Source organism: Halomonas sp. M1, from assembly GCF_029581375.1.
Lineage (GTDB): Bacteria > Pseudomonadota > Gammaproteobacteria > Pseudomonadales > Halomonadaceae > Vreelandella.
The window spans coordinates 42,081-67,282 of record NZ_CP121119.1; the positions used below are offsets into that span (position 1 = coordinate 42,081).

22 protein-coding genes are annotated in these 25,202 nt (G+C 54.6%); 12 read left to right on the top strand and 10 right to left on the bottom strand.

What is annotated here, in order from left to right; genetic code table 11:
* Positions 1-28: 28 nt before the first annotated feature.
* Together P8S54_RS00210 and P8S54_RS00215 are read right to left on the bottom strand one after the other, a co-directional pair.
* Positions 29-469, bottom strand: coding sequence for a RimK/LysX family protein (locus P8S54_RS00210; RefSeq protein ID WP_009099576.1), 441 nt, complete (start codon positions 467-469; stop codon positions 29-31).
* Positions 470-512: 43 nt separating this feature from the next.
* Positions 513-1,559 (bottom strand): DUF3549 family protein, encoded by a 1,047-nt coding sequence (locus P8S54_RS00215; RefSeq protein ID WP_281442733.1) that lies wholly within the window; start codon positions 1,557-1,559, stop codon positions 513-515.
* A 296-nt stretch (positions 1,560-1,855) separates the two neighbouring features.
* Between P8S54_RS00215 and P8S54_RS00220 the strand changes: the two genes are divergently transcribed.
* Positions 1,856-2,188 carry a YqcC family protein gene (locus P8S54_RS00220; RefSeq protein WP_035540609.1) on the top strand — a complete coding sequence of 111 codons (333 nt, stop codon included), beginning with the start codon at positions 1,856-1,858 and terminating at the stop codon, positions 2,186-2,188.
* 126 nt (positions 2,189-2,314) lie between these two features.
* Here P8S54_RS00220 and P8S54_RS00225 read toward each other — a convergent pair whose 3' ends face one another.
* The 7 genes from P8S54_RS00225 to P8S54_RS00255 form a co-directional block, all read right to left on the bottom strand.
* Complete coding sequence (locus P8S54_RS00225; RefSeq protein ID WP_281442734.1) at positions 2,315-2,941, bottom strand: OmpW family outer membrane protein; 627 nt, start codon at positions 2,939-2,941, stop codon at positions 2,315-2,317.
* 397 nt (positions 2,942-3,338) lie between these two features.
* Complete coding sequence (putA, locus tag P8S54_RS00230; protein WP_281442735.1) at positions 3,339-7,004, bottom strand: bifunctional proline dehydrogenase/L-glutamate gamma-semialdehyde dehydrogenase PutA; 3,666 nt, start codon at positions 7,002-7,004, stop codon at positions 3,339-3,341.
* A 92-nt stretch (positions 7,005-7,096) separates the two neighbouring features.
* Complete coding sequence (gene putP, locus P8S54_RS00235) at positions 7,097-8,587, bottom strand: sodium/proline symporter PutP (RefSeq protein ID WP_281442736.1); 1,491 nt, start codon at positions 8,585-8,587, stop codon at positions 7,097-7,099.
* A gap of 348 nt (positions 8,588-8,935) precedes the next feature.
* Positions 8,936-12,127, bottom strand: coding sequence for a bifunctional proline dehydrogenase/L-glutamate gamma-semialdehyde dehydrogenase PutA (putA, locus tag P8S54_RS00240; RefSeq protein WP_281442737.1), 3,192 nt, complete (start codon positions 12,125-12,127; stop codon positions 8,936-8,938).
* 198 nt (positions 12,128-12,325) lie between these two features.
* Complete coding sequence (locus P8S54_RS00245; RefSeq protein WP_281442738.1) at positions 12,326-13,159, bottom strand: helix-turn-helix domain-containing protein; 834 nt, start codon at positions 13,157-13,159, stop codon at positions 12,326-12,328.
* A gap of 45 nt (positions 13,160-13,204) precedes the next feature.
* On the bottom strand, positions 13,205-13,573 hold the full coding sequence (locus tag P8S54_RS00250) for a hypothetical protein (RefSeq protein WP_009099586.1): 369 nt from the start codon (positions 13,571-13,573) through the stop codon (positions 13,205-13,207).
* A gap of 267 nt (positions 13,574-13,840) precedes the next feature.
* On the bottom strand, positions 13,841-14,248 hold the full coding sequence (locus tag P8S54_RS00255; RefSeq protein WP_009099587.1) for a CBS domain-containing protein: 408 nt from the start codon (positions 14,246-14,248) through the stop codon (positions 13,841-13,843).
* Between the two features lie 203 nt (positions 14,249-14,451).
* On the opposite strand from P8S54_RS00255, the gene P8S54_RS00260 reads away from it, so the two are divergent.
* The 8 genes from P8S54_RS00260 (at position 14,452) to P8S54_RS00295 (ending at position 20,714) form a co-directional block, all read left to right on the top strand.
* Positions 14,452-15,006: a YqaE/Pmp3 family membrane protein gene (locus tag P8S54_RS00260; RefSeq protein WP_281442739.1), complete on the top strand. Its 555-nt coding sequence runs from the start codon at positions 14,452-14,454 to the stop codon at positions 15,004-15,006.
* A 98-nt stretch (positions 15,007-15,104) separates the two neighbouring features.
* Positions 15,105-15,974 carry a carboxylate/amino acid/amine transporter gene (locus P8S54_RS00265; RefSeq protein ID WP_281442740.1) on the top strand — a complete coding sequence of 290 codons (870 nt, stop codon included), beginning with the start codon at positions 15,105-15,107 and terminating at the stop codon, positions 15,972-15,974.
* A gap of 93 nt (positions 15,975-16,067) precedes the next feature.
* Positions 16,068-17,000 carry an NAD(+) kinase gene (locus P8S54_RS00270; protein ID WP_281442741.1) on the top strand — a complete coding sequence of 311 codons (933 nt, stop codon included), beginning with the start codon at positions 16,068-16,070 and terminating at the stop codon, positions 16,998-17,000.
* 2 nt (positions 17,001-17,002) lie between these two features.
* Positions 17,003-17,989, top strand: coding sequence for a metallophosphoesterase (locus P8S54_RS00275; RefSeq protein ID WP_281442742.1), 987 nt, complete (start codon positions 17,003-17,005; stop codon positions 17,987-17,989).
* A 205-nt stretch (positions 17,990-18,194) separates the two neighbouring features.
* Positions 18,195-19,043 carry a rhomboid family intramembrane serine protease gene (locus P8S54_RS00280; protein WP_009099592.1) on the top strand — a complete coding sequence of 283 codons (849 nt, stop codon included), beginning with the start codon at positions 18,195-18,197 and terminating at the stop codon, positions 19,041-19,043.
* A 14-nt stretch (positions 19,044-19,057) separates the two neighbouring features.
* A complete protein-coding gene (locus P8S54_RS00285; protein WP_009099593.1) occupies positions 19,058-19,342 on the top strand; it encodes a DUF1315 family protein in 285 nt (94 codons plus the stop codon).
* Between the two features lie 64 nt (positions 19,343-19,406).
* Positions 19,407-20,207, top strand: coding sequence for a DUF2797 domain-containing protein (locus tag P8S54_RS00290; protein ID WP_235803696.1), 801 nt, complete (start codon positions 19,407-19,409; stop codon positions 20,205-20,207).
* Positions 20,208-20,288: 81 nt separating this feature from the next.
* Entirely contained in the window at positions 20,289-20,714 is a 426-nt protein-coding gene (locus P8S54_RS00295) for a CopD family protein (RefSeq protein ID WP_009099595.1), read from the top strand.
* Between the two features lie 36 nt (positions 20,715-20,750).
* Here P8S54_RS00295 and P8S54_RS00300 read toward each other — a convergent pair whose 3' ends face one another.
* Positions 20,751-21,209: a DUF2231 domain-containing protein gene (locus P8S54_RS00300; RefSeq protein ID WP_281442743.1), complete on the bottom strand. Its 459-nt coding sequence runs from the start codon at positions 21,207-21,209 to the stop codon at positions 20,751-20,753.
* Between the two features lie 36 nt (positions 21,210-21,245).
* Here P8S54_RS00300 and coxB point away from each other — a divergent pair, with 36 nt between their 5' ends.
* The 3 genes from coxB to P8S54_RS00315 are packed head-to-tail and all read left to right on the top strand — an operon-like array spanning position 21,246 to position 25,191.
* Entirely contained in the window at positions 21,246-22,307 is a 1,062-nt protein-coding gene (gene coxB, locus P8S54_RS00305) for a cytochrome c oxidase subunit II (RefSeq protein ID WP_281442744.1), read from the top strand.
* Positions 22,304-24,829: a cytochrome c oxidase subunit I gene (gene ctaD, locus P8S54_RS00310; protein WP_281442745.1), complete on the top strand. Its 2,526-nt coding sequence runs from the start codon at positions 22,304-22,306 to the stop codon at positions 24,827-24,829. The genes coxB and ctaD overlap by 4 nt, the downstream gene beginning before the upstream one ends.
* 5 nt (positions 24,830-24,834) lie before the next feature.
* On the top strand, positions 24,835-25,191 hold the full coding sequence (locus P8S54_RS00315) for a hypothetical protein (protein ID WP_281442746.1): 357 nt from the start codon (positions 24,835-24,837) through the stop codon (positions 25,189-25,191).
* Positions 25,192-25,202: the final 11 nt, after the last annotated feature.

A 25,202-nucleotide genomic window follows, 5' to 3' on the forward strand; every position in this document is an offset into this window, starting at 1 on the left:
AAGCCTAGCAAAAGGCGAATATAAAAAGTTACGGTTCACCGTGTAAAAATGCGGCACCGGGTGCAACGAGCAGGCGGCGCATGGCGCGGCGACCCAGCAGCATCGCGTGGCGCATATTGCTACGGTCAGTCAGTGTCAGTTCAACAGGAAAATTTAAATCGCCCATCTGCATTGGGGTGCGAATAACATAGCGCCATTCGCTGTGGCCATTAGAGCTGGTTATCCGGCGCCGGTCGTGCAAGTGAAGGCGATAGCGGTGAGCCGGCGTTTCCGGGCCTCCACTGTGGGTAATAAAGCTCACCCATAGTTGGCCTTCAGCATCTTCGTGGGTTTCAATCTCTTCGGCATGGAGCGCAGACGTGCGCGCGCCGGTGTCGGCTTTGCAGCAGAGGTGAAGCCCTAGCTCAGGTAACGTCACCATCTCGCGACGGCCGATGACTGCCTTGGCCTGATAGGGTAATTCCTTCACGGCTCACTCCTTGCGGGTAATCCATTAAAACGTCGCCCGCGGGTTAAGTGCGGGGCAACATGTTGGCTAATCGCTGTTGTATAGCTGATCCCGGTGACGCATCGCGCAGCGCCATCATCACCGGTAAGCGTAGACGAGGTATTAAGGCGATGTCTCTTACCACAGCAGCAAAGTCGGTGCGTTTATCCTCCGCTAAGCGCTGTAGAAAAAGCGGTAAACGCTGACCATCTTCAAGATATTGCCAGCCGCGGCCTGCAATGGCGGCTAATACATCCGGCCCACTGGCTGCTTTGTCTTCTAATAAGCTGCTGTACCACTCGCCAGCGTGTGTTTCATTGGCACTACCTACTGCGCGTATACAGGCGCTTAGCGTCTCTATATCGCCTTCTTGTGCGGCTATTTCACCGCGGCTAACAAGCGCCGATACTAACGCCTCAGAGAACGTCTGATGTTCTAAACAGTAACATAACGAATGAACAACGCCGGTGGGCAGGGTGGTCAGCCGAAGCGCCAGTGCGTCAGCCTCGGTGGTTTCCATGCGCACCACATAGTCGGCAACCCCCTGCAGTCCTAATGCCTGCCAGTCAATAGCCTGCTGATTGCTGAAGTAAGCTTCAACCGGTTCTAGGTGCTGGCTGGCGGGTAACCCTAAGGCAAACGTTGCACGAGCGTTTAGCATCGCCTGAAAGGTTATGTCAGGCGTAAAAGCGAGAGGATTATCCTTCATTAAATGATCCACGTCTGCCGTTTGTTTACGCTCAAGCGCCTTAGTGCCAACAGTCGCTACATTACGGCCTAAGGTTTCCAGCAGGCGGTTTATAAACCCATCTCGCTGCGCTGGCGAGAGCATGCCTTGCTCATCCAACGGTAGAGCTAAAAACCAAATAGCAGGCTCTGGCATATCGCCTAAACGAAAAACGATGCCCAAGCGCGCCTGGTGCTGCCAAGGCTCTGGCCAAGCCTGGTCACCGCTTTCGAAAGCGCGAAGCGTTTCCCGGGGGCAGGGTGTGACCCGCCGTCCCATGTGGAATAGCGAAACGTCAGCACCGCTGCGGGTAAAAAAATCATCAAGGGATTGAATTGGTTGCATAACATCCTTCCACATTACAAGCGTGCACTCTACCTTGCTGTTCTAGCAGTGTCAGCCGTCAGGACAGAAAAATCGCCGCAATTTGCCTCAAGTGGTTAAAGTTTGAGCAACTTTGCTAAAGCCCCATGGGAGTAGCGGCTGCGACACCTTTCCATAGTTTATCCACAGCCTCTTGCAGGTTTTCTGTGAGTCTGTGAATAAACTCTTTTTACCGGTAAGCGAGTGGCAAGTTACTCACAGAGTTGGGATAATAGTGAGTAGAGTGTTCTATATTCACGATGATTCCTAAGGTATTTATGAGCGTCCATCAACAGCTTCAAACCGCGCTTCTCGAGCTTGAAGCCTCCATGAAGGCCGCCAACTTATGGCGTATGCCTACTCCTGCAGCAGATGCATTTGCTAGCCAGGAACCCTTTTGTATCGACACGATGTCGTTGCCCCAGTGGGTTCGCTTTGTGTTCATTGCCCGGCTCAACGCACTGATTGAAGCCAAGGCCGCCATGCCGGCTAAATGTGAGATAGCGCCGGCGATGGCCGCGTATTTAATCCAAGAGAAGGTGCGTGCCAGTGACCAGATATTGGTAGTGCGTGCGGTTGAAAAGGTTGACCGCTTAGTCACTGAAAATTAACTTGCCCTTTGCTTATTGAACCCAATGAAAAAACCCAGTTCACGCTAGCGCGAGCTGGGCTTTTTTTACAGCAGTTAGGTGTCAACGATGTTACCACTAGCGTATTAAACGCTAGTGGCGCACTCGTTAAAAACGGTAGCTAATGCCTGCCATGACGACGACCGGGTCGATCTCTACGGTGCCAGCAGCCTCGCCATTAATTGTTGCGTCTGTATCAATATCGATGTACCAAGCCGCAGCGTTGAGCGCCCAGTTATCATCGATTAACAGATCAATGCCCAACTGGCCTGCTGCCCCCCAGGAGCTGCTTAAATCCAGATCGCCAATCGCGAGGCTCTCATCAGAGAAGTGCGTATAGTTGATCCCAACACCCGCATAAGGCTGTACTCGTGCATTGGTTCCACCCAACGGGTAGTACTGAAGCGTTAAGGTGGGTGGTAAGTGTTTCGTTGAGGCTAGGTTGTCGCCATTCAGCTCGATGTCGTGCTTAAACGGCAGTGCCGCGAGAAGCTCCACGCCGATTTTATCGTGGAAGCGATAGCCCAGAGTAAAAGCAAAATCAGTTTTGTCCTGGACGTCGACCGAGAAGGCGCCCCCTGCTAGTGAGCCGTTATCACTTTTCGGAGTCACCTGCGCCACGCCCACACGGGTAAAGAAATCACCGGCGCCATAGGCGAAGGCTTGGCTGCTGGTAGCCAGTGTAGCTGCCGCGAGGCCAGCGGCAAGTAGGGTAGGTACAGTACGGTGGCGCATAGCGTTGCTCCTAGCGGATTAAGTCACTTCATTAATGGGTCACATCCTAATAGGAAGTTTATCGACTCGTAGCAGAGCAGTTATTGACCTAGGGCAAAGAGCGCTAAGAAGTATTACAAAAGCTACCTAAATAGTTCTGTGAGCAGGCTTGAATAGCCTGTGGGGAGTCTTTGCTGAAGCTGTTAATTAGGCTGGTGGTCGTTGTTTGGAAAGCCTGGAGAGGTCGTTACAAGTAAACGGGCGTCACTGACATCAATGAGACCCTCCCGCAACAGACGGGAAGGCCTCAGGATCAATCGATCGTTTAGCTAATTTAAGTGCGGAGTCCGCGCTCGTTTAGCGAACAATATGTTGATGTTCACCCGCAGCTCAGCTGCAAAAATGAAAGCTGACGGGCCTATTCGGCCGTTGCCAGCAGGCTAGCGTTGCCGCCCGCTGCGGTCGTGTCGATGCACAGATGACGCTCCACCACAAAACGATCCGGTGCGATGGTCTGGGTCTCAAGCGGTATGATGGCTCCTTCGCGTTTCGCCAGCGCAACCCGCAGCTCACGCGTCCAATCGCTGGCGCCAGCGGCAGCGACCGCCGCAATGCCTTTGATCTCGCTCAGCGTTGCGGCGGAGACGCTCCCATCAAGCCCGGACACGGGTGCGCCCGCATCAATCAGCGGCTGAACTACTTGAGCCGCGCCTGGCGCGACGACGATGGCTGCACAGCCTGTGCCGAGGGCTTGAGCAGCCTGGGCAATGGCGATATCCAGAGTCGGCCCTAGGCACAGAATCACTCCCTTTGGATACATCGCCAAACGGTTGCTTTCCCCCGTCGGCCCCGGCAGTGTCTGCGGCGTCATATCCAATGCTGCCGTTTCAGCCAGCGCCTTGCGGATCACGCCACCTTTGCCAGCGAGCGCTTTGCGCAGCACCTCAATTCGATTGGGGCGCACCGCCCAGTTGCGTGAATCTAACCCGTCGAAGGCGGCCTGCAGCGCTTGAAGCGTCACGGCATTTCCCTGGGGCGCGTCGCTGTGCTCAGCGGCGGCAGTGCGGCGGAAACGCGTGATATAGAGCGGCCCGCCTGCTTTGGGGCCAGTGCCGGAAAGGCCTTCGCCGCCAAACGGCTGAGAGCCAACGATGGCACCAATCTGGTTGCGGTTGACGTAGACGTTGCCAACATGGATGCGCTCGACGATCTGTTGCACGCGGTCATCAATGCGGGTGTGCAGGCCGAAGGTGAGCCCGTAGCCCTTGCCATTGATATCGTCGACGACCTTGTCGATATCCCGCGCCTTGAAGGTGGCTACGTGCAGCACCGGGCCGAAGATTTCACGCTCAAGATCTTCAATGCCCCCAACCTCGATTACCGCCGGTGTAACGAAGGTGCCGGTGGTTGGCGCGGAGAGCTTCTTCAGCACCTTGCCCGCTTTCTCATGGGCGGCTACGTAGTCGCTTATCTCGGCCTGGGCGTCGGCGTCGATCACGGGTGATACGTCGGTGTCGGTATTCCATGGGTCGCCAATGGTAAGTGAGTCCATGGCGCCATAGAGCATGTTGAGCAACCGGTCGCGGGCCTCTTCCTGAACATACAGCATACGTAGCGCCGAACAGCGCTGACCAGCCGACTGGAAGGAGGAGATCAGGATGTCGCGCACCGCCTGCTCGGTCAGCGCCGTGGAGTCCACAATCATGGAGTTGAGGCCACCGGTCTCAGCGATCAACACCGCGTCGGGGCCTGCATTCTCCGCCAGGGCTTTGTGGATGATCTGTGCCACTGGAGTCGAGCCGGTGAAACAGACACCCGCAATACGCGGATCGCTGGTCAGCGGGCCGCCCACCGTTGGGCCGTCGCCTGGCAGCAACTGCAGTGCTGCTTCCGGCAGACCCGCTTCACGCATTAGCTCTACCGCACGGGCGGCGATTAGCGGCGTTTGCTCGGCGGGCTTGGCGAGTACCGCGTTGCCAGCCACTAAGGCTGCTGCGATCTGGCCAGTCGTAATTGCCAGCGGGAAGTTCCACGGGCTGATACACACGAAGATGCCACGCGCGCTGCCGGGCTCTTCTGCTTCCAGGCGCTCGCCTTCGTTGGCGTAGTAGCGTAGGAAATCCACGGCCTCACGCACTTCGGCGATGCCGTCGAACATCATTTTGCCAGCTTCTCGCGTAGTGATCACGGTGAGCTCGGCGATATGCTCCTCGTAGAGGTCGGCGGTACGGCGCAGTATCTCCGCACGCTCGGCCACGGGGCGCGCCGACCATTCGCGGAAGCCTTCCTCGGCGGCGTCAAGCGCAGTGGCGACCTCTTCTGGGGTGGCCTCATGCACCTTGCCAATCACACGCTTGCCGTCGGCAGGGGAGTGGGCATCTCGCGCCGGGCCTTGAGGGGCGGGATTGCCCACCAGCATAGGGCCAGCTGTCCAGGTGGTATCTGCAAACGCTTCGCGGGCGTTGAGCAGTGGCAGGATCGAGGCGGGTTCGTTGATACGATAGCCCTTTGAGTTCTTGCGGTCCGGCGCGAACAGCTCGCCGGGCTGGCGAATCAGCGGGCTTGAAACATCGTTGCCGAGCTGCTTAAACCCTTCAATCGGATCTTTTGAGACGTCACTGGGCGGAATTGAGCTATCTACCACCTGGTTAACGAACGAGGAGTTTGCCCCGTTCTCTAGCAGGCGGCGCACTAAGTAGGCCAGCAGGTCGCGGTGCGCGCCGACCGGGGCGTATATGCGGCAGTGCGTGCCTTCTGTTTCTTTAACGATGTGGTGCAGCGATTCGCCCATGCCATGCAGGCGCTGAAACTCGTAGCTGTCTTTGTCGCTGCCTGCCATCTCCGCTATAGCGGCACAGGTATGGGCGTTGTGCGTAGCGAACTGCGGGTAGATGCGGTCGCGACGGTCGAGCAGCATTTGGGCGCAGGCCATGTAGCTGACGTCGGTATTGACCTTGCGCGTGAAGACCGGGAAGGTCTTCACCCCCATCTCTTGGGACAACTTAATCTCAGTATCCCAGTAAGCGCCTTTCACCAGGCGTACCATAATCTTGCGGTTAAAGCGTTCGGACAGTTCGTAAAGTGCTTCAATCACGGGTGCGGCGCGGCGGCCATAGGCCTGCACCACGACGCCGAAGCCATCCCATCCATCTAGGCTTGGGTCTGACATCAGTGCCTCAATCACATCGAGAGAGAGGTCCAGACGGTCTTGTTCTTCGGCGTCGATATTGAAGCCGATATTGGCCTTGGCGGCCTGCTGCACCAACTCTTTGGCGCGCGGCACCAGTTCCGCCATTACCGTATCGCGGTGGGTGTATTCGTAGCGTGGATGCAGCGCAGAGAGCTTTACCGAGATGCCGGGGCTGCCGCGCACATCGCCCTTGGCTTGCTCTGCAATGGCGGTGATCGCTTTGGCATAGGCCTGGTGATAGCGGATGGCGTCCTCATCGGTACGCGCTGCTTCACCTAGCATGTCGTAGGAGTAGGTGTAGCCCTGTTTCTCCAGTTCGCGGGCGTTCTTCATACCTTCTTCGATGGTCTGGCCGAGCACGAACTGGCGGCCAAGAATCTTCATCGACTGGCCAACCGCCTTACGCACCACCGGTTCGCCCATGCGGCGTACCAGCCCGCGTAGTGCCCGCGTAGGACCTTTGGGGTCTTCACTCAGCACCTTGCCGGTTAACAGCAGTGCCCAGGTTGAAGCATTGACCATTGATGAGGAGGATTTGCCCAGGTGGGCGCCCCAGTCAGAGGGCTCGATCTTGTCGTGGATCAGGTCGTCAATGGTTTCCGCATCGGGCACACGCAGCAGCGCTTCTGCCAGACACATCAGGCCGACGCCCTCGGTGGTTGAGAGTCCGTACTCGGCCAGGAATGCCTCCATCATTGAAGGAGATCTTTCCTTACGCACACGCTCTACGTACTTGGCACCAATGGCGGCGACCTTTTTGCGGTCGTCCTCCGAGAGCTTGATACGCTCAATAAGCCCGTGCAGCACATCTGCCTCATTGGCGTCGTAGTTGCTGCGAATGCGGGAGCGTAGTTCACTCACGTCGCTCTGCAGGTGATGATTGGCTTCGTTCATACAGGGTCTCTCCTTGCTACACGAGAGGGCTCCCGCGGGAGCCCTCTCGATACGTTGAATGCGCTCTACGCTCTGCGCCTCACGGCGTGTTACTAGCGATCAATATGCTGATATTCACCAGCGTCGTCAGTCATGTTGCTCACCACTAGGATGGCGATGAAGGACGCGATGAAGCCTGGAATGATCTCGTATACACCCGGGCCACCCATGAACTCACCGTTCCAACCCAAGGCAATCCAGAGCATGACGGTGACAGCACCCACCACCATGCCTGCAAGGGCGCCAGCACCGTTTGTACGTGACCACATGAGCGACAGAATGATCAGAGGCCCAAACGCCGCGCCAAAGCCTGCCCAGGCGTTACTGACCAGCCCCAGTACTTGAGAGTCTTCGTCAGAGGCGATAATAGCGGCAACCACGCCCACAAGAACCACGCAAACACGGCCGACGGCCACACACTGCTGCTCAGTCGCTTTTTTGTGCAGGAACAAGCGATAGAAGTCCTCTGTCAGCGATGACGATGATACAAGCAGCTGGCTAGAGATCGTGCTCATCACAGCAGCCAGCAGAGCGGCATAGAGGAAGCCGGTGATTAATGGATGGAACAGCATATCCGCTAAAATAATGAAGATCGTTTCTGGGTCCTGAACATCTAATCCATTACGAATGGCGTAGGCCCGGCCAAAGATACCCAGAGAAACCGCACCAATTAGCGAGACAAGCATCCAGGCCATACCAATATTACGGGCAACAGGCACGTCTTTTTGCGAGCGAATAGCCATGAAGCGCACGATGATATGCGGCTGCCCAAAATAGCCAAGCCCCCAGGTAACGGCAGACAGCCACCCTATGAAGGTCAGCCCTGATGTCCAAGATAGCAGCGTGGGATCTACGCTATTGAGTGTTTCTGACGCTTGAGAGAAACCGCCGCCACCTTCGCCAAATAGAACTACTGCAGGCATGATCACCAATGCCAGCATCATGATGCAGCCCTGCACGAAATCCGTCATGCTCACGGCTAGGAAGCCGCCAACAACGGTGTAAATAAGCACCACGCCGAGTGTAATCATGACACCCATACCGTAGTTGCTCATATCACCGAAGTTGTATATGCCGGAAAACGCGCTTTCAAACAGCTTGCCGCCTGCCACTAAGCCTGACGCGGTATACACTGCGAAAAAGATCACAATAACAATAGCTGATACCGTGCGCAGAGACAGCGCGCGCGTTGGGAAGCGGTTCGCTAGAAAAGCAGGAATGGTAATCGCATTACCGTAGTGAATCGTCTGTTCACGCAGGCGCGGTGCGACCAATATCCAGTTGAAGAGTGCACCTACCAGCAGGCCGATACCAATCCAGGCCGACCCCAAGCCAGAGACAAACATTGCGCCGGGTAAGCCTAGGAGCAACCAGCCACTCATGTCCGAAGCGCCGGCCGAGAGGGCCGCCACTTGGGGGCTGAGGGTTCGGCCACCCAGCATGTAATCTTCAGAGGAAGACGTAGATTTGCGCATAGCGTAAACGCCTATGGCGATCATTAGCGCAAAGTAACCCAATAAGCTAATCCAAACACCAGTAGCCATGAAACTTCTCCAGTTCGTCAGAACGGACCTAGGCTTTGTCGAAAAATACCCGCGTTAGCCGACTTTTCGTACAACCCTAGCTCCGACAGGTTTGGCGTGTTTACCGGGTATCGCCCGGTAAGAACGCCGTCTTTTTTTGTTAACCCTTTATCTTTTTCACGTTACTGGCCCCGAAGAGCGCCTGCTAAGAAAGTGGTCAAAAAGGTTGTGGCTTTGCTTGTGTGCAATGTTCCCTGTGCCTAGTACACGGCCTGGGTAGGCCGTGAATGTGAAGGCAATCGCTCTATTATTTTCAACCATGAGACGGTTCCTTTTCAGGAGTTCAGGTTAGAAGTATTGATGAGCCGATCACTCATCGCCTAGCGCCAGCAGCGACGCGTTGCCACCTAGGGCGGCGGTGTTGTTCGTAATGGTTTTTTCGGTAATAAAGCGCTGCAGATAGTGTGGGCCACCGGCTTTTGGGCCGGTGCCGGAAAGCCCTTGACCACCGAAGGGTTGAACGCCAACCACTGCGCCGATGATATTACGGTTGATGTACACATTGCCTACACGAATTTTCTGCGCTATTTCAGCGGCAAAGGATTCGTTACGGCTATGTACCCCAAACGTTAGTCCATAACCCCGGCCATTAATGTCGTCAATCACACGTTTAAGCTCGCTGGCCTTGTACCGCACAATGTGCAGCACTGGGCCAAACTGTTCCTGAGTAAGGGCATTGATGCTGTCAATCGTAAACGCAACCGGCGCGATAAAAGTACCGTGTTGGGTGTGCTCTGCCGCCATGGGTGTTTCAGCGACTAAGCGATTCTCACCTTTTAATTTTTCGATATGGGCGAGCAGGCTTTTACGGGCATCTTCATCAATCACTGGCCCCACGTCGGTGCCCAAGTCGCGAGGGTCGCCTATGTGCAGTTCGTTCATGGCGCCTTTTAAGATGTCTATAACGCGGTCGGCAACGTCATCCTGCAGGTAAAGGACGCGAAGGGCTGAGCAGCGCTGCCCGGCACTTTGAAACGCCGACTGAATCACGTCGACGACCACCTGCTCGGGTAGGGCGGTGGAATCGACAATCATGGCATTCATGCCGCCGGTTTCAGCAATCAGCGTTGGCAGTGGTGCGTTTTCACGTGCAGCGAGGGCGCGATTGATAATTTGTGCTGTGTCGGTGCCACCCGTAAATACTACGCCGGTGATACGCGGGTCGGAGGTCAACACGCTACCGACGGTGGGGCCGTCGCCAGGCAGTAGCTGCACCACGTCGCGGGGCATACCCGCTTCGTAAAGCAGCTCAATCACGCGGTGGGCCACGATAGAGGTTTGTTCAGCGGGTTTTGCTAAAACAGTGTTGCCAGCAACCGCTGCAGCAACGATCTGTCCGCAGAAAATGGCTATTGGGAAGTTCCAAGGGCTAATAGCGGCAAATACCCCTTTACCGCCCATCATTAAGCGGTTGGATTCACCGGTGGGGCCGGGTAGCTCAATGGGTTCGCCAAACGACGCTTCGGCACGCATGGCGTAGTAGCGGCAAAAATCGACAGCCTCTTTGATTTCGTCAACGCCATCGGTCAGTAATTTGCCGCCTTCCCGGGAGCAGAGCGTCATCAGCTCTGGCATGTGTTCTTCCATTAAGTCGCCCAGGCGGCGAAGAATCGCGGCGCGCTCGGCGACGGGTGTGGCATCCCAGCGGGGAAAAGCTTCCCATGCCGCATCAAGGGCTTTAGCCGCCATCTCTTTGCTGGTCCACTGAACGCTACCCACGGTTTGGCGGCGGTCAAACGGTACCGTTACGTTGTGAGTATTGGCAGCATCGTCCGCAACATCAAAGGCAAGCAGCGGTTTGGCTGAATACTGCTTCTCCATAAACTCTGCCATTTTCTCCATTAATGGATAGTAGTGGCTGCGGATGTTGAGGTTTACACCGCGCGAATTGCGTCGCTTTGGGCCATAAATATCTTTGGGCAGGGGGATCCGCTTGTTGTAGAGCGTTTTTTGCTGGCGCAGTGTCTCAATGGGGTGCTGACAAAGCGACTCTACCGGCACATCCGGGTCCACAATTTGGTGGACGAAGGAGGAGTTCGCGCCGTTTTCAAGTAGGCGCCGTACTAAGTAGGGAAGTAGGTCTTTATGGGCGCCTACCGGGGCGTAAATGCGGCAGTAAGTGCCTTTCGGCGCACGCTCAAGGGCGGCGTCATAGAGCGCTTCACCCATGCCGTGCAGGCGTTGGAATTCAAATGGACGGCTGTCGTGGTTCGCTAACTCAAGAATGGTCGTAACGGTATGGGCGTTATGTGTAGCAAACTGAGGAAAAATACGCCCCTGGGTGTCGCTCGACAGCAGGAACTGAGCACATGCTAGATACGCCACGTCCGTACATGCTTTACGGGTAAATACCGGGTAACCGTCAACGCCAAGCTGTTGAGACTCTTTTATTTCGCTATCCCAGTAGGCGCCTTTCACCAAGCGCAGTGGGATCTCGTCGCCCTGCTCATCCGCTAAGCGATTAATATAGTGAAGAACTGGCAGGGCCCGCTTGGAGTAAGCTTGGACAACCAGACCAAAGTGGCCCCAGCCTTTTACAGCACTGCTTGAATACACCGCGCGGAAAACCTCAAGGGATAGCTCTAGGCGATCCACTTCTTCGGCATCAATGGTGACCGCAACATCCAACTCACGCGCTTTGGTAACCAGCGTGATGACGGTATCAACCAGCTCTGCCAGCACCTGCTCGCGACGGCCAAACTCATAGCGTGGATGTAGGGCGGAAAGCTTAATAGAAACCGACGGCGCTGGGGTCTTATCACTTAATGATTTACAGGTTTTACCGACTTGCTCGATAGCGCGCGCGTAGTCATCAAAATAGCGTTTGGCATCATCGCGGGTGCGGGCCGCTTCACCCAGCATATCGTAGGAGTAGGTGTAGCCTTTATTAAATAAAGGTTTGGAGCGCTTCAGGGCTTCATTAATGTCGCGCCCCAGGACAAACTGCTTGCCCATGATTTTCATTGCTTCGTACATAGCCCGACGAATAACGGGTTCGCCCAGACGGTTGACCATGCGATTAATAAAGTGAGCCGGTTGGCCCTCTTTAGGGTGGTCAAGCTTAAGCACGCGGCCGGTCATTAGTAAGCCCCAGGTAGAGGCATTGACCATCCAAGATTCGCTTTTACCTACATGCGACTGCCAATCCGCCGGGCCAAGCTTATCTTCAATCAGCGCATCAGCGGTGGCTTTGTCAGGAATACGCAGCATGGCTTCCGCAAGACACATCAACATCAGGCCTTCGTGGGTATCCAGGCTGTACTGCTGCAATAGTTCGTCGATCGTGTCGACGGCGGTATCCATCTTGCGCACATCGCGCACCAGCGCTGCGGTATTAGTCTCAATGCGTGCGAAATCTTCGCGATCGGCATCCAGTACCTTGATCAGTTCGCCAACAAACGCGTCTTCATCCACGATGTAGTGGTCGCTAACACGCTGCATCAACATATCAAGGTCGGTTTGCCAGATGGCAGGATCACGCATTTTTTTGGCATTGAGCATTGAGGCCCCCTTGATTCTGAACTAGATCAGTAGATGGCAGGGCATAGTGCCCAAGCTAACGCCCGAATGTAGAACGCCCCGTCCTTGGGTGTATGTCGTTTTCATGGCAAAACGTGTCAATTTCACGGCAAGATGGATGTTGTTTAGACTTTAGTTTAGTTTCTTAGGGCTTTCCAACGACTCTTCAACGGCTATGCTTCACGGCTGTAAGGGAGTAGGCAAAATAGTAGAGAATGATGATGAAGGGTGAGAGGCAATCGGCGTAGCAGCCCCCTGGCGCAATTTACGGGGCGATAAGCCATAGCTGCGCCGAAACGCGTGAGAGAGCGCGCTTTGGTTGGCAAAACCGGTTTGAATGGCAATATCGGTCAGCGGGAGCCGGCTTTGAACAATAAGTTGCCTAGCGGCATTTAAGCGCTGTCTTTTTACGTACTGCCAGGGTGAAAGGCCCGTTTGGGCGCGAAAGCGTTCTGAAAAATGTGCTTCGCTCAAGCAGGCAAGTTTGGCTAAATCGGCCACGCGTAGCTCGTCGGCCAAATGTTGGCGAATAAAACGATCGATTAGGTCAAGATCAAGGCGGCGCTGGGCAGCGCTAGGAGTTGAGCCCAGGCGGGCTTTTAATGAGCCTAATAACGTGGCAGCAAGGCGGTCTTGTTGGAAAGAGGTGGATGGCGTGTCAAAGCCATGGGTAAGCTCGCTCTCGACAAATGCTAAATAGTGGCGAAGTGGATTATCCAGGGCGAAAAAACGCGGGGCATCAAAAAGGGCGACCAGTTCACGATGCTCACCGGTGAGTGCGGGGGCATCTTCTGGCAAATCGAGAATAAGCTGGCGGTTATGGCCATGGCCCGAGTAGTAGTGCTCATGGTTAGCAGGCACGATACAGCCTGAAAAAGCGTTCACGCGCCCGCCTAGCCCCTCAATTTCAAATTCCGAAGAGCCACACAGCGTAATCACGATTTGATGGAAATCATGGGAGTGGTGCTTAGTGGCACTTTCCAACGGGATGTGCCGAATAGTGCTGCCAGGCATAATGATCTCCTCGTGACTATTACGGGCTATGGCGTAAACCAGCGTTTAACGTTGCTGAGACTCTCGCAGTGCTGTATGAGCGGCTAGATGATCGCGCAGCACGGTAAGCTCCGCATGGCCTTCTTGGTTAAGCAACGATTTCCCTTGGGCAATTTGCCAACGCCGCCCATGGGTATCCATTAAATGCATGGCCCGGCGACGTATGCTGTCTAGGTACTCATCGTGCCTAATGGGGTAGCCGATAATGGTATTCCACTCAGTTTCACTGACTTGGCTCTCTAGTGCTTTATCAAACAGTGCTATTAAATCTTTGGGCTCGGTGCGGTAACGAGGCGTTCCCACCGATATTAGCGCTAGAAAAACGCAGCCTATAACCAGTAAGCAGACCCCTAGCACCAGCAAATAAAGCGCCATGTTTAGCTCCCTATAATTTCCGGTGATAGTGGCGGCTAGTATACGCCTGCACTTGGAGAGACGAAAATTTTGCGGTTTTGCGAACTTTTCCTGAGCAAAGTGTCTGAGAGTGTACAGGCAACATAGTGATAGCAGTCGCTAATAGTGTTGTTCTGGCTATTGTTTTCGATCCCTTGCTTCCGCTGCTTATTAAATTAAGCAGCGGTTTTTTTTGGTTAACGTTTAACTTGATAAGCGCTTATTGAGTCATAAAAGGTCAGGTTGTGTTCAATGGCGACGAATCGTCAGTAAGGCGATTAAAATATCCCGGCGGGTGACCGTGCCCACTAACCGCCGTTGCTCAACGACGGGATAAATCTTTGGTTTGGCCCCCATCATTTCCTGGGCTAGATCAGTGATACTCTTATTCGGTGTCGTGGTAAGCACTTCCTGGCGCATTAATTCGCGAACCAGAGGCGCTTCATCATCATGGTAAATACTGTCTAATACGCGACCGAGCACGTCTTGCTCTGAAATAAAGCCAATTAACTGGTCAGAGGCGTCCACGACGGGCGCACCGGGCAAGCGGTGAAGGGCTAATCCCTGTGCGAGCGTGGTAATCGAGGTCTCGGGCGAGACACGATAGCAGTCACGAGACATAATATCGCGAACAGTATCGGGGGTCTTCTTATTCATGGCGGCACTCCTTACGACATGCTATTCAACCCATGATGGGAAGGTGCATCGCCTGCCAGTTTGTTTAAGAGAGTGAATCACTTTTCGGAAACAAAACGGGCCAACGCTTTTCATACTGTAGGAGATTTAACGGGTTCTGCGTTGCTCCTCCTAAGCTGTTTTTCAACGCTTTTGTTCTTTTTAACGGGTGTAAGGAGTCTGAAATGGACGCACGTGAGTATCTTAATCGCCAAGGCGTTGGTCTTGATCGCGACCAAGAGCGGCCTAACACCTTGGAGGAGAAAGCCTGGGAGCGTGCCCGTGGGGCGGGGAGTCAACGCCCTAAGTCTGGCACTCCTCACGACTGGCAGGATTGGGAGCGCCATCATGATGACCTGGCAGAAGGGGCTGATACCTTAGAGCAGAAAATCGATAAGGAAGCCCACCGTAAAGCGCTGGCGCTGGCGCGGGAGAGGGAGCAAGCGGAACTTGCTCAATCGTCCGTAGAACACTTTATCCCACCCACACCCCCCTCATCGACAACGCCAGTCTCTCAGCAAAGGGCGGCTGTTAAGCCCGAAGCGTCAGTGAATCCCCAGCCTGTCTCAGAACCTGCCTCGCTGCAGATTGCCTATAGTGCGCTGGCGGTATTGCTGCCACCTCTTGCGGTTGGATTGACCGGGGGAGGGGGAAAGCGTGTGACGATGGCACTTTTATTAACACTATTGGCGTGGGTGCCTGGGGTTATTTATGCCCTTGGCTGGTTAAAACAGCGATAAAAGAAGGGTTGAAAGGGTATTAAGCCAGATTTGCCCATTGGCAGCGTGGTTGATAGGCGTATAATCACTGTCAACTTTTATGCGCAAAGAGGTTTACGATGGGCTACCTTGTCGGAGTGACGGCGCTTTGGGCGTTCTCATTCTCGTTAATTGGTGTTTACCTGGCGGGCCAGGTAGATAGTTATTTCGCTGTTTTGATGAGGGTTACCCTGGCTATGCTGGTGTTCCTTCCCTTTTTGCGCCCCAGCTTGCTTCGTGGCAAGCAGCGCTTGGCGCTCATGGCCCTAGGCGCTGTGCAGTTGGGTGTTATGTATGTGTTCTTTTATCAGTCATTTTTGCTGCTATCAGTGCCTGAGGTACTGCTATTTACCATCTTTACGCCTGTCTATATAGCGCTGCTGGATGATCTTATGTTTGGCCGCTTCACTCCTATCTATCTCGTTACCGCCGTGCTGGCCGTGCTGGGTGCTGGTGTGATCCGCTACGACGGTGTGGACAGCGGTTTTTGGGTAGGATTTTTGGTAGTACAGGGCGCTAACCTCTGTTTTGCCATTGGGCAGGTTGGGTATCGGCGCTTGGCCGCCGACCTTCCGCCAACGCTGCCTTGGCATAGCGTGTTTGGCTGGTTCTTTGTCGGCGCTATGGTGATTGCCCTGCCTGCCTTCCTGCTGTTTGGTAATACCGCTGCCTTACCAACGACATCCGTTCAGTGGGGGGTATTGGCTTGGCTAGGCCTCGTAGCCTCAGGCGTTGGTTATTTCGCTTGGAACCAAGGAGCCACTAAGGTGGATGCCGGTACGCTGGCAGTGATGAACAACGCGCTGGTGCCAGCAGGTTTGGTGGTTAATCTCGTGATCTGGAATCGCGATGCCGATATTGCCAAGCTTATTTTAGGCGCGGTGATCATGATGGCTTCGCTTTGGCTCAATCAATGGTGGCTAAAGCGTAGAACCCCAGCCGCAGCATAATGACCCTATTACTTCAGAAAGCCGGCAGGCGACTTATTTGCTCGATACCGCCCGACTCTACATAATGTCGGCTGATGCTAGCGAGAGTCGCCCATGCCTGATACTCCGTCGATACATATTGCACCATTGGATTTTGCGCGAAAGGGTAAGCCGTTCAAAACGATTGGTTTAATCGGCCGCCTTGGCAGTAATGAGGTGGTTGACTCGCTAACGCGCCTGGTTACTTACTTAGTTTCTCACGGCTACAAAGTGCTGGTTGAAGATCGTACCGCCACGGTTGTTCCAGACCACGGTCAGCCAGAAGCCAGCCGCCGCATGCTGGGAGAGCTGTGTGACTTAGTGATTGTGGTCGGTGGAGACGGCAGTTTATTAGGCGCTGCTCGTACTCTCTGCCGCAGCGGTACGCTGATTTTAGGCGTGAACCGTGGGCGTTTAGGCTTTCTGACCGATATTTCACCGGCTGAGCTTGAAACCCGGGTAGGAGAAGTACTGGCGGGGGAGTTTGAGGTTGAAGAGCGCTTCTTGTTGGACGCGGTGCTCTACCGTAACGGTGTTGCGGTAGGTAATGGCGATGCGCTTAATGAAGTAGTGGTGCATCCTGGCAAAGCAGTGCGCATGATTGAGTTTGAGCTGTTTATTGACGGTCAGTTTGTTTATAGCCAGCGTAGTGACGGCCTGATTATCGCCACGCCTACCGGTTCTACCGCTTATGCACTTTCTGGCGGTGGGCCGATTATGCACCCCAAGCTGGATGTGGTAACGCTAGTGCCGATGTTTCCCCATACGCTTTCAAGCCGCCCCATCGTGATTGATGCTGCCAGTGAAATACGCATACATATTGGTGAAACTAATCACTCCTACCCCCATATTAGCTGCGACGGACAAACCCGAGCAGTGGCTAAGCCTGATGACGTATTGGTGATTAAGCGTAAGCCTGAGCGTGTTCAGCTGGTGCATCCCATTGGACACAACTTTTATGAAGTGCTGCGCAGCAAGCTTGGCTGGAGCCATCGGTTAGGGGATTGAGTATGGAGGGTTACGATTTAATTGGTGATGTGCACGGCTGTGGCGCCACCCTGGCGGCCTTGCTGGAAAAGCTAGGCTATCACCAGCGCGGTGGGGTATACCGCCACCCGCGCAGAAAGGTTATTTTCCTGGGTGATTTGATTGATCGCGGCCCGCGTATTCGCCTAGCGGTGACTATTGCTCGGCGGATGGTGGAGGAGGGCGAAGCACACATCGTGATGGGTAATCACGAATATAACGCTCTGGCCTACACACATCCGGCTCCTCCGGGGAGTAACCGGCGCTGGCTGCGGGAGCATACGCCACGGCATAACCGAATTATTGAAGACACCCTGGCCCAATATAGGGACTACACCAACGAGTGGGAAGACACGCTGGCGTGGTTCAAAACGATCCCTCTATTTTTAGAGCTAGACGGTATTCGAGTTGTGCATGCCTGCTGGGATGACGAGCTAATTAGCCAGCTAACAGCGCGTGCTCCGGATGCCCGAATGGACAGCCGCTTCTTAGTTGAATCCACCGACCCCTCCACCCAAGCATTTCGGATACTGGATCGCTTGACCCGCGGCACTCATATACCGCTACCCCCGGGCGTGGCCATTCACTCAGGGGATGGGTTCACACGGCAGAGTTTTCGTGCGCACTTTTGGTCAGCTAACCCTCAGCAGTGGGGGGACGTGGTTTTTCAACCCGATAACCTACCTGGAAACTTGGAGTCTCGAAGCTTAACGCCCCAGGAGCGGAAGCGGCTGAGCTACTACGGGCCTGAAAAGCCGCCACTGTTTATTGGCCACTACTGGTGCGAGGGAATTCCAGCGCTGCCCACTAATAATATCGCCTGCCTGGATTATAGTGCAGTAAAATACGGGCGATTAGTGGCTTATCGTTGGAGTGGTGAAGAAACGTTGAACGCCGATCATTTCGTTTGGATTCAAGTGCCTAAAGAGGAGCGGGCGCTGCCTAAGCCGTGGGAAATCGATTTTGATTAAGTAAAGATAACAAAGCATACATACGGTTACATATTTTTTGCAAAACTGCTGAACTAACCCTGTTGCCGGCTATCAGAGTAAGTGTTCCCTTGAATGATCCCTTGCTTTTTACCCGGCGGCCCCCTCCGCCGGTTTTTTTTGTTTGTACGCTGGCTAAACCGATTGCAGACGCTGGGAATACCTAAATGCAAATAAGGAAGTCGCCATGCATCCAGTAACGCTTTTACCCCTAGGTGCAGATACCAGCGAGCTGCGTAAGGCATTGTGGCACTACCGCATTGGGCACCGCATTACTGATGAAGCCGATGGACAGCTGCTCTGGGTCGCTGACCCACGCCAGCACACGGAGTTAACGAGCCTCGTAGCGCGTTGGGAGCGGGGAGAAACGCTAATTGTTGATGCCCCCAAAGCCCGTCCACCTGCGTCACGCAATATTTTTGCGATAATCCGCCAGTTACCCGTCACCGCCTTGATGATCGGTATAAGCGTGCTCATCTTTGCGTTAACCGGCGTTTTTGGTGACCTACTGATCGTGGCGCTTACCATCGTGCCGGTGGGCGTATCGGGTGGGCAACTAGTGTACGGCTCGCTTGGCGACACGCTTGCTTCTGGGCAGGTATGGCGGTTGTTGTCGCCAGCGTTTTTGCATTTTGGCTGGATGCACCTGATATTCAACCTGATGTGGGTGTGGTACTTCGGCCGCCAAATTGAGCAGCTTCAAGGTAGCCGCACCATGTTACTGCTGCTTCTGGTGGCTGGTATTGGAGCCAATTTAGCCCAATATGTTACCGGCACCGTTCTGTTTGGCGGTATGTCTGGCGTTGTTTACGCACTGCTTGCCCATGTATGGCTGATGTCCCGGCGTGTGCCACGTAGCGGCTTTTTTGTGCCGCAAATGCTTGTGGTATTTATGCTGGGTTGGATGGTGTTCACCATGATGGATGTCGCGGGAAGCGTAGGTTTTGGCAATGTGGCCAATGAAGCGCACTTGGGTGGACTGCTCGTGGGGCTGGCGTCAGGCTGGTATTATTCATCCAAACGAAGAAAACGCTGAGCGAGGAGCTTGCGATGAGCGATATGACTTTTGATCGTATGATCAACCAAATGACCCCCGCAATTTATGAGAGCCTTAAACAGGCGGTTTCGCTGCGTAAATGGCCTGATGGCCGTCGCCTAACGCCAGAACAGACAGAGCTTTGCCTGGAAGCAGTAATGCGTTTTGAGGTTGAAAATAATGTGCCTGAAGAGAACCGTGTGGGCTACCTTGAGCACCGCACCTGCGGGGCGGGTGCGACGGGCGCTGGCGTTACCCCTGAAATGGCAGGACTAGCCCGGGATGCCACGCGTGACTGACAGTCTGTTCTCTTCCCAGTCACTGAATGCTCAACCACCCACTGCCCAGGGTTGCTTAACTAAAATGGCAGCGGCACTGCCTGCTAGTCCAGACGATTCAGTGGTTTACCACTTGCGGGCAGGCGAGCAGCGTCTTTTGCTCAATACGTTGATTGGGGAGCGGCTCAGCCTTACCTGGAGCGGCGCGATTGCTTGCACTCACTGTGGACGGGCGACTAAAAAAAGCTTTGCCCAAGGCCACTGTTACCCCTGCTTTAAACGCTTGGCGCAGTGCGATACGTGCATTATGAAGCCGGAAACCTGCCACTATCACCTAGGCACTTGTCGTGAGCCTGAGTGGGGTGAAAAGCACTGCTTCCAGCCGCATATTGTCTATTTGGCAAACTCATCAGGGCTGAAGGTGGGTATTACCCGCAAAACTCAAATGCCCACCCGTTGGTTAGATCAGGGGGCCATTCAAGCGCTACCCATACTGGAAGTGGATACGCGTCAACAGTCTGGCCTTGTCGAAATGCTGTTTAAAGAGCGGGTGGCTGATCGCACTAATTGGCGCGCGATGCTCAAGGGTGAGGTGGAAACGCTAGATTTAGCCGCAGAGCGCGACCAGCTTTTTCAACAGCTGGCTGATGGGTTAGCCCAGCTGCGTGAGATTCACGGAGCCGGAGCTATTCGCACGTTGGATGAAAAGCCGCTGCACTTTCATTACCCCGTCGACACTTTCCCTCGCAAGGTAGTCTCGCATAATTTTGATAAGAAGCCCCTGGTTGAAGGGGTGCTACAGGGGGTGAAAGGGCAGTATTTGATGTTTGATACGGGCGTTATTAATCTACGGAAATTCACAGGTTACGAAATTACGGTGCGTTAAACGGCTAGCCAGAGTGGCTTGGGTTGACTAAGGTTAATGGTGTAAAAATACCCCTGCCCAATGCAACGCAAGGAAGCCGCAATGCCCTGGCTAAAACTGCTCCACATTGCCGCGCTGGTTATCTGGTGCGGCTCACTTCTGTATTTGCCGGCGCTGCTTAGCCAGGCACTTCAGCTTCGTAAAGATGCTGGTTTTGCCCAAGGCGCTCCGCCGATGCCGCGGTTTTTCTACAATTCGGTGGCGACGCCAGCAGCGCTTGCAGCGATTGCTTCGGGCACGCTGCTATTTCTGTTGCATGGGTTGTTAGGCGGCTGGTTAATTCTAAAACTTGGCGCTGTGGTGGCGATGGTGGCTGCCCACGGCTGCTTTGGCTGGCTAATTTTACGCTTGGAGCTGGGAATCCACAAAGGTGTGAAATCCGCCACGCTGCTTGCATTGTTGCTAGCGGTGGCGGGTATTTTAGCAGTACTGGGGTTTGTGTTGGCCAAGCCCTTGGACTGGAGTTAAGTGTTTATGAAAAGTCTTAGTGCGCCTTCTTGGCTGCTAATCAACATCCACGCCCACTGCGTGCTCGTACACCAGTTGGCCTCCCAACCAGCCAGCCAGCGCAATAAGTGCGCCAGTGAGCAGCGATACAGCCAGGCCCCAGGGCAGAATGGCACTGGGTTCATTAAGCCGCAGCAGCCAGTTGAACGACGCCAGCGAGAGCATTACAACGGCCACAATCGCATGGCTCCAGCCGGTGATAAGTCGGCGGATACGGGCAACGGTTACCAGATCAATGATCCCTGCGATAGACGCTATCCAGCCACCAAAAGCGCCTACGCCCGCCAGCCAAAGGCCGCTACGCAGCCAAAAGGGGTCGTTGGTGTACCAGTAAGCCAGGTCGCTTGCTACCAGTGCCATCAAGGCGGCTACAGGAAAGTGGATCATTACAGGATGCAATGGGTGGCCAGCCAGAGAAGCTCGGCTTTTTATCGATCGCTGGGGAGTTGGTGCCATGGTCACTTCCTGTGGGCAGACAAAGGGAAATAGCAAATGAGGGAACGCAACTGCTACACGGCCTCACGGAATATTCAACGCGTATCGCGCCAACGGGTCAACCAAATAGCGTTAGTGACAGTGCTCGCCGCTGCTGGCTTAACCGCTGGTTGTGCAGGCGATAAATCTATTCTAGACCCCGCTGGACAAGCTGCACGTGATGTGGCGCTGATTTGGTGGATCATGCTGAGTTTCGGAACGGTTGTGCTTGTCGCCGTGACGGCGCTATGGCTGTACGCTTTTAAGCCCCGGGAGGTAACGCGTACCCCGGTTCAGGAGCGGCGCATTGCTCGCCGCTGGATTCTAGGCGGTGGTATCGTGCTGCCCGTGACCAGCATTATCGCATTGTTGGCGTTTGGCGTACCTGCCGGGCAGCGCATGCTGGCGATCGACGATTCAGCGGAAGTTATTGAAGTGATTGGGCACCAGTGGTGGTTCGAAGTGCGCTATCCCAACGCTGAAGGGGGGCAGGTGGTAACCGCGAACCATCTGGTCATGCCCGTAGGTGAGCCGGTTGATTTCCATGTGACCGGTGCGGACGTGATTCACGCCTTCTGGATACCGCGCCTGGGCGGCAAGGTGGACATGATCCCCGGTAGGGTGAATAGAATCCGTCTAGAAGCCGATATCCCCGCTGTTTTTGGCGCTCAGTGTGCGGAGTTTTGTGGTGTTGGCCACGCGCATATGCACCTTTTCGTTGAGGCGCTTCCTAGAGAGGAGTACGACGCCTGGTTAGCAGAGCGCCAAGAAGAGCAGCTGAGTGCGGTGGCCGCCGCCGACGCCAGCCACGATGACGCGCGCGATGCTTTCATGACCCATTGTGCCAGTTGCCATCAGGTAGCTGGCATTAGTAGTGGTACCACCGGGCCGAACTTGTCGGATATGGGTAGCCGCGCGACGGTGGGGGCGGGCGTTATGGCTATGGAGGAGGGCGCTGTGAGTCGGTGGCTAAAGTATCACCAATCGCTAAAGCCTGGGAATAGGATGCCATCTCATGATGATATAGAAACGGACACCTTGGATGCCCTTGGTGCTTGGTTGGAGACCTTGAGCCCATGAGCACAGTCAACGATAAAGCCATTGAGCATGACCCCCAGCAGCTACACGATGACCTACACGACATTTGGGGCAATCCAAAAGGGCTTAAAGCACTAACGATTGTGAATCACACCACCTTGGGCCTACGTTTCATGGTCACGGGGATGGTGTTTTTCTTGATTGGTGGCATTCTTGCCATGCTTATACGCACCCAGCTTGCGATGCCTGATCAAGACTTCATGTCGCCGGACATCTATAACCAAGTTACCACCATGCATGGCACGGTGATGATGTTCCTGTTCGCTATCCCTATGTTGGAAGGGCTAGCGATTTATATGATTCCCAAGATGATCGGCGCGCGAGATTTGGTCTGCCCAAGGCTGACCTCGTTAGGCTATTGGTGCTACCTATTCGGCGGCATCATCCTTATGTCTAGCCTCGTTTTGGAGATGGCGCCGTCCAGCGGCTGGTTTATGTACACCCCGTTGAGTAGCAGCGAATTTTCCCCAGGCTTAGGCTCAGACTTCTGGCTGTTGGGCATCACCTTTGTAGAGATTTCTGCGCTGTCGGCAGGGGTTGAAATTGTCGTTTCTATCTTGCGTACCCGAACCCAGGGGATGGCGCTGCATAAAATGCCGCTATTTGCTTGGTATATCCTCGCTATGGCGTTAATGATTGTGGTGGGCTTTCCACCGTTAATCTTAGCCAGTGTGTTGCTTGAACTTGAGCGTGCCGTGGGCATGCCATTTTTTGAAGTGGCGGCCGGCGGTGATCCTATCTTATGGCAACACCTGTTCTGGCTTTTTGGCCACCCTGAGGTCTACATCATCTTCCTGCCGGCGGCGGGCATTGTTTCCACGCTCATCCCGGTATTTGCCGGGCGGCCGATTGTTGGCTATGGCTGGGTGGTATTCGCGATTATCGTGACGGGGTTTATTAGCTTCGGGTTATGGGTGCACCACATGTTCACTGTGGGCATACCCCAGCTTGCACAGGCATTTTTCTCGGCCGCCAGTATGTTGGTGGCGGTGCCCACCGCCATTCAAGTATTTGTTTGGCTGGCAACGCTGTGGTTAGGCAAGCCCAAAATGAAACTGCCAATGCTTTGGGTAATGGGCTTCTTGATTATCTTTGTCTGTGGCGGTTTGACGGGCGTTATGCTGGCGTTGGTTCCGTTTAACTGGCAAGTGCACGATACCCACTTTGTGGTGGCCCACATGCACTACGTTCTTGTGGGGGGCATGTTCTTCCCGTTAATTGCTGGGCTTTATTATTGGCTGCCGCTCTTTTCTGGGCGTATGCCATCAGAAAATTTAGGCCGCTGGGGGTTCTGGCTCACTTTCCTGGGTTTCAACGGTACTTTCCTGATTATGCACTGGACAGGGCTATTGGGCATGCCGCGCCGTATTTATACCTACGATACGGGAATGGGATGGGATATTTATAACCTGCTCTCATCGGTTAGTAGCTTTGTGATGTCAGCTGGTATTGCCATGGTGCTGCTGGATATCGCGCTGCACTTCCGTTTTGGTAAACCTGCCAAGCATAATCCATGGAATGCCGACACGCTTGAGTGGGCTAATACAATGCCGCCAAGTGCCTATAATTTTGTCAGCCTGCCCAACATCGAAACGCGTCACCCCCTTTGGGATGACCCTAACCTTCCCTACACCATGGCCGAAGGTAAACACTCTCTGGCGGTTGCTTCCCATGGTCGGCGGGAAATGTGGGGTACCGACCCCATTACGGGTAAAGTGCGTGAAATTATTCACCTGCCGGGCAACTCTTGGTGGCCGCTATTCGCAGCAGCAGCGCTGGCAGTGGTATGTATTAGCCTCTTAGTCCGCGTGTACGCAATAGCAGGTATCTTTGTATTGATTGCCGGTGTATTCCTGCTGCGTTGGTCATGGGAAAACGGCGCGCACCCCAAAGCCGCACCAGAAGCGGGTGTGGTGCCAGGAGACCCGCCGCTTCACTCTCGTACCATGGATAGGCCTGGGGTCTGGGCGATGGCCACCTTTTTGATTGCCAACGGCTCCTTTTTCCTCTCCTATTTATTTGGCTGGTTTTATCTCTGGACAGTGTCGCCCGAGTGGAGCATGCCTCCGGTGCCGCCGCTCTCATTAAGTATTTTGGCTGGCGCTGGTATTGCAGTGCTGGCGGGCTATGGCGTGATGGTAAAACTAATACGCGGGCTTCGGCAGCAGCGTGATGCTGGTTTGGGTTCAGGCTTTTACTTGGCAGGCGCACTAGGTGCCTTGCAGGTAGCCTTAACGGGTTGGGCGCTGTATGGCGCCGATCTATCGCCAACCCAAACCACCCACGATGCGATCATGCTGGTCGGTCTTATCTACGCCCTGTTTCACGGCGGCTTAGCGGTTATTCTTACCGTGATGCAAGGGTTACGCGTGGGTTATGGCTATGTGGGTGTTCATGCGCCTTTTGAGCCTGCGGTGGTGATACAGCTATGGCGCTATAACGTGGTTACCTTCTGGGTGTTAGTAGGGGCGCTTGCTGTTCTGCCCCGTGTGATAGGGGGCTAAGCACTATGACAACTCTAATGGAGCGTTTGCGTTTAACCCATCCCCTTCACTTTGTGATTGGCTTGACGCTGTGGTGTATCTGGTTTGTCGCGGTTTATGGAGGGCACGCAGTAGCCTGTGAAGCCGCGCCGCCCGCGCCGGACCAGGGTGTATTTACCCTGCTGAATGGAGGGCTGCTGCTGATCAGCCTATTGACCACTGCCGTGCTGGTGGCCCTCACCTGGGGGTGTTGCCAAGCCGTGAAGCAACACCATGGGCGAGCGCGATTTAATGCGGCAGTTTCTGCGGGGCTATACCTGTTTTCAGCACTTAGCGTTGTGTTTGTCGCGCTGCCTATCATTGGGGTGCCCCCTTGTCTCTAGGGATTTGGCTG